Source organism: Acidithiobacillus sulfurivorans, assembly GCF_018853815.1.
Lineage (GTDB): Bacteria > Pseudomonadota > Gammaproteobacteria > Acidithiobacillales > Acidithiobacillaceae > Acidithiobacillus > Acidithiobacillus sulfurivorans.
Map to the genome: position 1 here is coordinate 1 of NZ_JAAOMP010000076.1, position 10652 is coordinate 10652.

16 protein-coding genes and 1 pseudogene are annotated in these 10652 nt (G+C 49.3%); 16 read left to right on the forward strand and 1 reads right to left on the reverse strand.

Annotated elements, in window-relative coordinates; genetic code table 11:
* The 15 genes from HAP95_RS07015 to HAP95_RS07090 form a co-directional block, all read left to right on the forward strand.
* Positions 1 to 191 (forward strand): hypothetical protein (locus HAP95_RS07015; RefSeq protein ID WP_215883575.1); only part of this gene is annotated, 191 nt, incomplete at its 5' end.
* Positions 192 to 537: 346 nt separating this feature from the next.
* Positions 538 to 678, forward strand: coding sequence for a nucleotide-binding protein (locus HAP95_RS07020; RefSeq protein ID WP_215883576.1), 141 nt, complete (start codon positions 538 to 540; stop codon positions 676 to 678).
* Positions 679 to 811: 133 nt separating this feature from the next.
* Positions 812 to 1465, forward strand: a complete 654-nt coding sequence (locus HAP95_RS07025) for an AAA family ATPase (protein WP_215883577.1) — start codon at positions 812 to 814, stop codon at positions 1463 to 1465.
* A complete protein-coding gene (locus HAP95_RS07030) occupies positions 1458 to 1694 on the forward strand; it encodes a hypothetical protein (RefSeq protein ID WP_215883578.1) in 237 nt (78 codons plus the stop codon). Before HAP95_RS07025 ends, HAP95_RS07030 begins: the two co-directional genes overlap by 8 nt.
* A 20-nt stretch (positions 1695 to 1714) precedes the next feature.
* The gene (locus tag HAP95_RS07035) at positions 1715 to 2824 is read left to right on the forward strand and encodes a replication protein (protein WP_215883579.1); all 1110 of its coding nucleotides are present in this window, start codon (positions 1715 to 1717) and stop codon (positions 2822 to 2824) included.
* A gap of 869 nt (positions 2825 to 3693) precedes the next feature.
* Positions 3694 to 3912: a hypothetical protein gene (locus HAP95_RS07040; protein ID WP_215883580.1), complete on the forward strand. Its 219-nt coding sequence runs from the start codon at positions 3694 to 3696 to the stop codon at positions 3910 to 3912.
* Entirely contained in the window at positions 3909 to 4166 is a 258-nt protein-coding gene (locus tag HAP95_RS07045; protein WP_215883581.1) for a winged helix-turn-helix domain-containing protein, read from the forward strand. Before HAP95_RS07040 ends, HAP95_RS07045 begins: the two co-directional genes overlap by 4 nt.
* 109 nt (positions 4167 to 4275) lie before the next feature.
* Positions 4276 to 4641 (forward strand): WGR domain-containing protein, encoded by a 366-nt coding sequence (locus HAP95_RS07050; RefSeq protein ID WP_215883582.1) that lies wholly within the window; start codon positions 4276 to 4278, stop codon positions 4639 to 4641.
* A gap of 209 nt (positions 4642 to 4850) precedes the next feature.
* The gene (locus HAP95_RS07055; protein ID WP_215883583.1) at positions 4851 to 5147 is read left to right on the forward strand and encodes an HU family DNA-binding protein; all 297 of its coding nucleotides are present in this window, start codon (positions 4851 to 4853) and stop codon (positions 5145 to 5147) included.
* Positions 5148 to 5238: 91 nt separating this feature from the next.
* On the forward strand, positions 5239 to 5400 hold the full coding sequence (locus tag HAP95_RS07060) for an HU family DNA-binding protein (RefSeq protein ID WP_215883584.1): 162 nt from the start codon (positions 5239 to 5241) through the stop codon (positions 5398 to 5400).
* Between the two features lie 20 nt (positions 5401 to 5420).
* On the forward strand, positions 5421 to 5768 hold the full coding sequence (locus tag HAP95_RS07065) for a hypothetical protein (RefSeq protein ID WP_215883585.1): 348 nt from the start codon (positions 5421 to 5423) through the stop codon (positions 5766 to 5768).
* Positions 5769 to 5847: 79 nt separating this feature from the next.
* Positions 5848 to 6051, forward strand: coding sequence for a DUF5397 family protein (locus HAP95_RS07070; protein WP_065974422.1), 204 nt, complete (start codon positions 5848 to 5850; stop codon positions 6049 to 6051).
* 439 nt (positions 6052 to 6490) lie between these two features.
* On the forward strand, positions 6491 to 6751 hold the full coding sequence (locus HAP95_RS07080) for a DUF4258 domain-containing protein (RefSeq protein WP_215883586.1): 261 nt from the start codon (positions 6491 to 6493) through the stop codon (positions 6749 to 6751).
* Positions 6748 to 6948 carry a DUF2283 domain-containing protein gene (locus tag HAP95_RS07085; protein WP_215883587.1) on the forward strand — a complete coding sequence of 67 codons (201 nt, stop codon included), beginning with the start codon at positions 6748 to 6750 and terminating at the stop codon, positions 6946 to 6948. The genes HAP95_RS07080 and HAP95_RS07085 overlap by 4 nt, the downstream gene beginning before the upstream one ends.
* A 121-nt stretch (positions 6949 to 7069) precedes the next feature.
* Positions 7070 to 9244, forward strand: a complete 2175-nt coding sequence (locus tag HAP95_RS07090; protein WP_215883588.1) for a hypothetical protein — start codon at positions 7070 to 7072, stop codon at positions 9242 to 9244.
* A gap of 164 nt (positions 9245 to 9408) precedes the next feature.
* Here HAP95_RS07090 and HAP95_RS07095 read toward each other — a convergent pair whose 3' ends face one another.
* On the reverse strand, positions 9409 to 10005 hold the full coding sequence (locus HAP95_RS07095; protein WP_215883589.1) for a recombinase family protein: 597 nt from the start codon (positions 10003 to 10005) through the stop codon (positions 9409 to 9411).
* Positions 10006 to 10142: 137 nt separating this feature from the next.
* Between HAP95_RS07095 and HAP95_RS07100 the strand changes: the two are divergent.
* Positions 10143 to 10568, forward strand: a pseudogene (locus HAP95_RS07100) (DUF4158 domain-containing protein); the annotation flags it as partial.
* Positions 10569 to 10652 lie beyond the last annotated feature (84 nt).

Below are 10652 nucleotides of genomic sequence, written 5' to 3' on the forward strand. Positions count from 1 at the left end.
GTGCCGCTTTTCGAGGGAGAAATCCACTCGGCAAATCCAATGTGACGGTTAGGAAAGCGATTTCCTATCCCGGTGAAATTTACTTGATTGATTTTTCAGTATTAGTGAGTACACCCCAAAATGGGCCAGCACTGATTTCGAAGCAACCCCAAGCGGTGCTGAAGGTCATACGCAACCAACCACCTGAATAATCGGATGGGACGTCATCTGTTCTGCTTTTCATTGGAAATCATCACTGGACAGCTTCAGCGCGGAATGTCTTTTGTAGGATCCTCCCTGCGTCATGGCCACATCCATCAGCATTAGGATCTACAAATTGATACGTGGCCGTATTTCCGGGGTAGTTGTAGCTGTTGACGATATAACCAGCCGCATGAACGCAGCGTCCGTTGCATTGTGTCTGGCTTATTCTCCACGAGTGCGGGCACGCCTCTCTTCAGAGGCAGCTACCTTAAAACTAACCTGCACGCACATTTATTTCATGAAATAATGCAAAAATGCAAAAATGCAAAAATGCAAAAATGAAAGAATTAAATAATGAAAACAATTGCTGTCACGTCACAAAAAGGTGGGAGTGGCAAAACAACGCTTGCCGCGCATCTTTCTGTCGAAGCTGAGAGAACCGGTGGTGGAGACGTATGGCTAGTTGACACAGGCAGACAACTTTTGAGCCAGTGACATTCTCGCTGAGGGGTAGAGATGCATGGAAAGCCGGGTGTTCCTTTCATACGGTTTCCCATGAGCTTAAGAATTTGCCCGCACATTTATTTCATGAAATAATGCAAAAATGCAATCATGAAAGGATTAAATAATGAAAACAATTGCTGTCACGTCACAAAAGGGTGGGAGTGGCAAAACAACGCTTGCCGCGCATCTTTCTGTCGAAGCTGAGAGAAACGGTGGTGGAGACGTATGGCTAGTTGACACAGACAAGCAATCTACATTGAGCCAGTGGCATTCTCGCCGAGAGGCAGAGACGCCTGGAAAGCTGGAGGTTCCATTCGCACGGTTACCAATGGGCTTGCAAACCCTTGCCACACAGAATGCGGCATATTGTTTCATTGATACGCCGCCAACCATCTCGGAACAAAGCAAGACTATTATTGAGCTTGCCGATCTTGTTCTGATACCTGTCAGAGCTTCTCCAGCTGATCTTTGGGCCGTGGCTGATACGGTAGAGATTGTTAAACAAGCGAATAAGCCATTCTTATTTATTATCAATCAGGCGAAATCTCAAGCGACAATCACTGCACAAGCTGTAGCCGCTCTCTCGCAGCACGGCCGTGTTGCTGAAAAATTTATTGTTGACCGGGTGGCCTATGCTGTTGCAATGACTGGTGGGCGTACAGCGCAAGAAATTGCCCCAAAAGGTCCCGCAGCAGATGAAATACACGCCTTGTGGCTTATCATTATTTCATGTTTTAATGAAAAAATTAAATCAGTAAGGAGAAATGCTAATGGCTAAAACGGCGACTATTGGTCTAACTGGTGCCGATTTAATACCAGCAAAAATTCGTTCCCAAAGCATCAGCTGCCAGCGTGGGGTAACCCCATCTTCAGAGCTCGTTCCGTTACAATTCAGGATGCCTCCCGAGTTTGTACGGGCCTTTAAGCAGGCAGCCCTCGACCGAGGCTTGAAACTAAATGAATTACTGAATTTATCATTTCATGAATTCATGAAAGAAGAAAAGTAAGATGCCGGAAGGGCGGGAACATGGTCGATAAGCCGACATCAGCTAAAAAGTCTAGAAGTCGAAAGACTATTGTGCCATTGCAGCCAGAAGCTTTCGCAAACCAACAACTTAGTTTGTTTCAGGGATTCTTGGCAAACAGTGAAAGTGAGAGAGAGTTACTATCAAATGCTGTAGACCTTTGGGATAATATTCCTCGCTATTCTGTATCCCGCGCTCGCATGAACAGCATGCGAACGGCAGACGGTTTTCTCGAAGAACTTGAGCTTCCTTTCCAGTATCGTGGACGGAAGTTTACTGCGGTAATCCACCCAGCACGCGTGAATGGTAAGAACGGTAAGCGACAGAGTTATTATCCAAGCGCGCGGGAGGAATTAATAGAGCACGCACTGAGGAAGATTTCCGCTGAGCAGAAGTCCGGGTTTTTTGACCAACTCGACTATCGCTCAGGAGTCGTTTTTTCCCTACATGCATTGCGTAGTGAGCTAGAACGGCAAGGTCATAGTTTGCGGTATGACGAGATTATCGAAGCCTTAGACATCCTCTCCCTGAGTACCATTGACATAGTAGCGCTCAACGCGGATGGCGACGAAATTTGTACGCGGTCAAGCTATCTAGATCGGCTCACGGTGATTAGACGAAAGGAGTATGACGCTGATCGGAATTTGAAGTGCGCTGCGCAGTTTCATCCTCTTGTTACTCAGAGTATTGACCGCGTTACTTACCGCCAGTTTAACTATCAACGTATGATGAAATGCCGCAGTCAAATTGCCCGCTGGCTCTTGAATCAGCTTGTCTTGAAATATACTCAGGCAGCGATGTTGACTCCATTCGAGGTATACTACAGCACGGTGAAGCGGGACAGTGCTCTGCTGAATGGGTACCGGCTCGAACGTCAAGCTATTGCGGCTGTTGATGATGCGTGGCAAGAACTAAAGGAGCTGGGAGCATTAAGTTCTATCAGCAAGAGCGAAAGGCGCAGCCAGCGCGGCAAACTTGATGACGTGATTTATAGTTTACTGCCAACCTACGAATTCATGGCAGAACAGAAGGCAGCTAATCGCCGTCAAGCAAATTCACCCAACCAGCAAAAAAAGCGTGACACCATATCACTTGGCAGGGGGAATAGGTGACGGGTCGCGTTGATCGGCAGGGGGAATAGGTGACGCTTGGCAGGGGGAATAGGTGACGGGTTGCAAACAGAGACTTCTGTAGCCCATTGTTCTGGTTGATCGGCAGGGGGAATAGGTGACGGGTCGCCAAAAAAGCAGGGGGAATAGGTGACGGGTCGCCAAAAAAGCAGGGGGAATAGGTGACGGGTCGCCAAAAAGACAACTAAATGCTTCCGAATCTGTGGATAACCAGCGAACTTTCACCTTAAATTAATGCCTTGTTAGGGGGAATAGGTGACGGGTGAAAACCATAAAACGATAATTCCACATAAAAAATTCGGCATTTTGCAGTCCTTATCCTTTTTATCCTTTTAATTAACCTTTTATTATCCATGGCTTCGCAAGCTCCGCCGCCGTCTCTTGGGGGCTTCGCCCCCGCCGACTCGAACCCACGCCTCTGGACGCTTCGCGTCCGCCTGCGTGTCCCTCCCGGCATCCCCCTTATTTTAATGAGCACCCACTTGCCGCCTACGGCGCCGGGCGCAAACATCCCCCGGCGGGGACCCTGCTGGTCCCCCTGTCCGCGCCTTCGGCTTGCCGGGTCGACCCCCTTCGGGGACTGCGTCCCCCACTGCTGATAGCAGCGGCTCCCCCGCAGGTTTTACAAGAGAGGGGTAAATTTGGTTCAGGACGTGATTTTGGTGGTTGAGTGATGAAAATGTACCGGAATAGGATTTACGTCGGCTCTGGGACGGTTTCTGGGCCTTTACAGCGGGATTCTTTGTGGGGTTTTTAATCGGTTGTCAATTCATCGGTGGGCGATTCCTCTTGTGGTTGTTACAGTCACGGTTTATGCTCTGCTTCTGTAACCGTTTTGGGGGTTCTTAAAAATGGGCAAAAGCCCGGCTGATCGACAAAGAGAGAAGCGGGAAAGGGATTATGCGTTGGTCTGGGGGGGAAGGGGTGATGAAACCCAGTTGTCCGATACCGCCTTACTGGAACAAATCGCTATTGCCTATCGCAAGGGACGAAACCTTCCCGGTGAGAACGCCATCCTGCGGGGATTGATTCGGGAACTGATGCAACGGGCGCGGCTGTTGTCAGAATGAACGCGCGGACTCCGCAAGCCCGCCATCCCCTGGCGGCTCAGGATATGGGGCGGATTCTTGCCTATCTGCAGCAAAATCCCGGTACCTCCGTGGAGATTGCCCGGGCCTTACGATTGACCGTGAACCGGGTGAATGGATTGCTTCTGGAATTACGAACGCAGGGACTGGTGTATGCGCCTTCCTGTACGATCGGCAGCAAGGGCGGTACGGTCAATGTCTGGGCCTGTAGAGAGGCGGAGGAGGGCGCCCGGTAGGGGGGAGAGTTCTCTATATCGTCTATATCGCCCGTGCGGCTTAGTCCCGGCAGGGCTGACAGTTTTTTACGGTTTTTACGACATACCGATCGCTGGAGGAGAATGGGTCATGCATACGTCCGATTCAGATCGCGATCCGGTTTATGATCTGTCTCGCTGGTGGTGTGTGACCTGGCAGAAGGTTCAACCCGATGCTGATCCCCCGGTTTCTCGTTATTACCGGCTCTGTCTGCAGCAGGATCTCTGGGGACAATGGGAGCTGCTCCGTTGTTGGGGCAGAATCGGTCAGAAACCCACGCGCGAACGGCGCGAAAGGGTGGATTCTCCGGGAGCGGCAGAAGTCATTCGACGGCAGGTTCAGAAAACCCGGCGGCAGCATCGCTATGTGCCGGTAGAAGCCCCCTTGGTTGCGCTGGATATGGCCGACTGGACTACCGAGAACAACGCTCGCTGTTTTGCGGGGAAATCTGAATAAAGGGCAGCTCGAAAAACCCGAAAAACCCGAAAAACCCGTTTTTCTGACAGATGAAGGAAATGAAGGCAAAGAAAACGCTCAAAAAAGAGGTTTTTGAAAGGACGTAAAGAAATTATCTGGCTGTTTCTATGCAGAAGAAAATGTGGGTACAATCATCCAGAATCCCCTTTGGATAAGCTGAAAAATCAGAAGCACTGTAGAGAAAAACAATGACGAAATCCGAACTCTTGGACACGATGTATCAGGCCTTACGGGATCAGGGAAACCAGGCGATCTCCCGACAGGAGGTCATTATGGCGGTCGGACTGATCCTGGATCATTGTGCGCGGGCTTTAGTGGCCGGCGAGCGGATCGAGATCCGGGATTTCGGGGTATTTACCCTGCATACGATAGCGGCCAAAGCCGGCCGGAATCCGAAAACGGGTGCGTCTGTAGCGGTACCTGAAAAACGCCGTGTGCATTTTAAACCCGGTCAGGCGATGCGGAGATTGGTCAATTCACAATAAAACCATACGCGGAATGGCATGCGCTTGTGTTGCGCCGGTTATGGGAATTCCCTACATTGACCAGACACGTCTCCTAAAAAAAGAGGTTCTGATGAACAAAACCGAATTTATTGCTGCCCTGGCGCGTCATGGGGAGATATCCAAAGTGGATGCGGAAAACTGTTTTCAGGTGTTCCGTCATACATTGGAAACGGAATTGCCTGCGGCCGGTAAAATTACCTTGAAAGAATTTGCAGGGAAAGTAAATCACTGAGGAACAGAAAAGGAGAAAACATGACTGAAGGGAAAAAACGGGTGCGGCGCACCCCGGAACAGCGTCTGGCCGATCTGGAGAAAAAGCAGGCGGAGATTCTGGAACGTCAGAAAGCGGCACTGGCCAGAATCGAGGCGGCGAAAAAACGGTTGATGCAGTCTCCTACAGCCCGTAAGGACCGAATGGAGCAGGACAAGCGCTTTGTGCGGGCGGCACAGGTGTTGGCACCGGAATGGGATGCACGACACTTTATCGCGGCCCTCGAAAAAGCCCTTCAGGAAGATGCACAGGCCCTGCAGAAACGTGGGGAAGCTTTGTTGGAAGAGCATGGCAAGGCCCGGCGGGGACGGCGGCCACGGGTCAGTTAAGCGTGAGGCCAGGGCAGGGGGCCGCAGGGGGAATGGTCTTGAGCCGGCGTACTATGCAAGCCAAACAGGGGGGCAATCCATGCAGCCACACATCGCAGACTTTCCGCATCCCGAACTGATCGGAACATTCCGCCAGTTTGGGCCGTTTGGCATTCCCTACCAGATACTCAAGGAAGGTCATGCCACCGCAAAGGGCTGGACCGTCGAGATTGAGGTGCCACAAACAGGGGAGCGGTTGGAATATCCCCTGAAGGACGCCCTGGACGATCCAGAGGCCCGCTAGTGTTTGCTATCGCCTTTGACCTGACAGTTAGGGAAGTCACAAAGCATCATCCAAAGAGTGTTGCCGCTGCCTATGCAGACATTGGCGTAACCTTAGCAGGGTTTGGATTCCGATGGGTGCAGGGTAGTATCTATGTTTGTGAAGATGAGGATATGGCCAATCTCATGGATGCTGTCCTCTGTCAGAGACGTGCGGGCCTTCCGGGTGGAGCAATGGTCCAATTTCACCGACCGGGTGAAGCGTCGAGGTATCAAAAAATGAGCGGATTCTGCTTTTTGTCGCATAAATGGCCTATCCAGACAGCAGCCTGGTCCATCTCAATCAACGGCTTGCCGACTTGGCCAGCCCTATCCAATAGACAGAATGGTGCATTCTGTCTGAAGATGTAGTGACGGCACACTAAAATTGGGGTTTCAAAACTAATGCGGGATTTGAACCCATGAAAACATATATCATTACCAAACACGCGCAAGAAGAAATGGCTATTCGGGGGATTCCTGAATCCATTTTGGATGTGGTCATGCAGACGCCAGGAGAGATTGTGCCGGAGAAAGCGGAATTGGTGGCTTACCAATCGGTGATCAGTTTTCCCGAAGGGCTCATGCTGCTGAGGGCCATCGTGGCAGACCAAGACCAGCCTATGCGGATTATTACTGTCTATCGTACCAGCAAGATAGAGAAGTATTGGAGGGGATCATGAAAGTACGCTACGACCCGGACACAGATACGCTAACCATGAGGCTAAGTGAGCATCCCGTTGTGGAAAGCGACGAGGCAAGCCCCGGCGTCATTTTGGATTATGATGATCACGGGAATGTGGTAGGCATCGAAATACTGAAAGCTTCCCACGGCGGTGCCGCCCTGCAGACCATTGAGTATGCCTACGGCGCGGCATAAGCATCGGACAGAATGACGCATTGTGTCTCAACCCGCAGCAATATTCCTCTATATTATACGACACTGGCAGTATCGTCGAATTTATGTTCGGTGTATAAAAGGCTAATCTGAAAATCATAATATGAACCAATCACTATTCATATTTGCACTAGAAAATATGCGTTCTTCAGACTGGGAGCATTTCGAGGAGCTCAGCTCTAGATTCCTGGCGAGCGATTTTCCAGAATTGCGTACCATGGCAAACCCTTCTGGCGATGGAGGCAGAGATTCAGAATTATTTTCGTCAGAAGGTAACCGTTCAGTTGTAATCCAATATTCCGTAGCAATCGACTGGAATAAAAAAATTGATAGGACACTTAATAGGATTAAAGAAACCAATCAAAGCGTCCGAGTCCTAATCTATGTGACCAACAAGAAGATTGGAGCAGGCGGAGACAAGATCAAGAGTAAATGTATGAGTGAAGGTGTGTCGCTCGATATTAGAGACATTTCCTGGTTCTCTGAGCGAATGAACTTGGATGACAACAAATATTATGCAGCCAATGAATTTTGTAATATCGTCGCTTTACCATTACTCGAAGGTCAGAAAATTATAGAGACGTCCAGACCTTCGCTTACCACCATAGAGTCGAAGGCAGCTCTGGTCTACTTAGCAATGCAATGGGAAGATGAACAAACCGACAAGGGGTTAAGTAAGGTTACGTACGAAGCCCTGGTGCTTGCCGCACTGAGAAGTACAAACTCAGACAACAGATTATCGCGTTCAGATATTCACAGAACGATATTTAGCTATCTAACATCAACAAAAGAAAAGGAGATCGAAGCCCAAGTAGATGGAGCACTTAGGCGCTTAACAAGAAGAAAAATTCGCCACTGGCAAGCAGATGATGAATTTTGTCTAACCCATGAAGAAGTTGTCCGCTTGAGAGAACGTCTAGCAGAAACAAAAAATCAAGAAAAAGAGTTTCTCGAAGAGGTTGAACAACTACTAAAGAGAGAAATGAAAGATAAATCGACAGTATCCGAATCAGTTTTTGAGAGTTTTATTGACAGAATATTGAGGATATTGGACGATTTCTTACTTAAGACTGGAGAGGCGTTCGCGGTTTCTGTGGCTTCTGGAGAGGTCTGTTTCATTGACAGGAATATTCTTTATAATGCGGTCTACTCTGACATCTCAAAATATCCAGAACCAACTGATTCGTTAGAAACGTTCCCAGATATTGCTTTGAATGTCATTGCTAGAATAACCACTTCAAAAAACACTTATGTGATATCCCACTTAAGGAAAATATCAGACTCATACACTCTTTTTTCCTTTCTTAGAGAAACGCCAGATGTGCAAAGAGCCACAAAAAAAATATTTGGCCACGGAAAAATATGGCTTGATACCACAATTATTCTTCCGGTTCTGGCGGAATATTTTTGTGGAGAGGATGATCCAAGAAGATATACTTCTGCAGTGTCGAGCTTAATATCGGCGGGCGTTGAACTACGTATTACCACAGGTGTAATACAAGAGGTTTTGCATCATATTCTAATATCTATAAAATGCTCAACTTATATCCCAAGGGAATGGAAAGGGAGAATTCCATTCCTTTATTACCATTACATTCAGGCTGGCTATAATCCTTCTAGTTTTGGCGCCGCAGTGGAAAATTTTCGCGGAAATGAAAGACCTGAAGAAGATATCTGTGAATATCTGCAGTCTCAACACGGAATAATAATTGAATCATTGGATGACGCATCCCGCGAAGTTGATGATGACTTGAGACATGCAGTTGAGAGGCTTTGGCGAGAAGCACATGATGTACGCCGCTCATCTTCTGATGAGAGCAGTGGTTCTGGCGAAACAACAGAGATACTGATTCGCCATGATGTGGAAAGTTATTTAGGCATCATAGCGCTGCGTAAAAAGGAAAATGCTTCAGAGCTGGGATATAAGAACTGGTGGCTAACAACGGACAGCCTTGCATGGAAAATAAAAACAATCTTAAAAAAGGAAGTCGCGACTGAAACATCCTCCCCACTAATGTCTCTGGATTTTCTGCTGAATTCGTTGTCCTTTGGTCCAGCAAGATCAAAATTTGATAGAACTCACGAGCAACTATTACCAGTACTCCTAGACGTGGATTTCTCTGTACATTATCCAGTTGAATTATTAGAGCTTGCAGACCGCATCCGGAAAGAAAACGAAGGGTCACCAGACCGTCTAATAAAAAGAAAGATTCGTGATGCATGTGATCAGATGAAGGGTAAGTACGGCGAACTAACAAGATCGGTCGATCAAACCTAACCTTCTATTACGGTGTAATCTGAATCCAGATTGTTGCGGAGTTTTTCCTCTCCAAAAAGGGGTCCCTTCAGAAAACGGAATTTAAAGTACGTTAAGACCTGGCGAGTGGCCATCGCGGCTGATATTTGCTCTGTTCGATCGTTGTGCATACCCACCCACCGATTTCAGACGCTGTGCTGCAGCTTCAAGGCCGCGTCCCTCACCCGCATGATCGTTTGCCGTGTTGTCTTGAATTCGCGCGCCACTATCGCAATGCTGGCACCTTCCGCCAGTCGCTCTAGGGCGGCTCTACGTTCTTGCGCATTGAGTGCTGGTGGCCTACCGAGCTGCTTACCTGCTGCCTTTGCCCGAAGTATTCCAAACTGTGTGCGCTCAATGAGCAGATCCCGCTCGAACTCGGCCACAGCCGCGATCACCTGCATGGTCATCTTTCCTGCGGGACTGGTAAGATCCACACCCCCCAGTGCCAGACAGTGTACGCGCACCCCGGCGCTGGCTAGTTGTTCGACAGTGGCCCGGACATCCATCGCATTACGCCCCAGCCGATCCAGCTTGGTGACGACCAGAACATCTCCCGGTTCCAGCCGGTCGAGAAGCCTCATGAAGCCGGGCCGCTGTTTTGTAGCCACAGAACCGCTGATGGTCTCTTCGATGAGTCGACGTGCTTCGATGGCAAATCCGGCCGCCCTAATTTCCAATCGCTGATTTTGGGTGGTCTGGTCCAGGGTGGACACCCGACAATAAGCAAAAACGCGTGACATAGTTTTATCCCGTCCGAAAGCGATGTACGGATTATAGCTTGCATCCGAAATGCCTTTCTCCTACTTTCGTACAGCCATGCAGGTACCAGACCGAAATCGACCAGTTTCGGACGGAAACTTGCGAGAGGAAGATCCCCATGCCCCGCCGTTCTATTTTGTCTGCCGCCGAGTGCAACAGTCTGCTCGAAATACCCGCCACCCAGGATGATCTCATCCGGCGCTATGCCTTCGATGAGAGGGATCTGTCCGTTATTCGTCAGCATCGTAGGCCAGAGAATCGCCTGGGGTTTGCTGTCCATCTTTGCTACATGCGATTCCCGGGTGTCATCTTGGGAGCAGAAGAAATGCCATTCACACCGCTGTTGCGGCTAGTAGCCAATCAGATCAACGTACCCATGGAGGCATGGGAAAGCTATGCTCAGCGCGCTGAAACGCGCCGAGAACACCTGTTGGAGTTACAAGCGGCCTTCGGGTTTACGACCTTCACCACGACGCACCACTACCGCAGCGCCATTGAGAACCTGGATGATCTGGCTTGGCAGACGGACAAGGGTATCGTGCTCGGGGGTGTAAGCCCAAACCCTCGAAAATTTTGTCTGCCCTCGTAACCCGACCACGGGGCTACAGATGGCCCCCAATCAGACCTT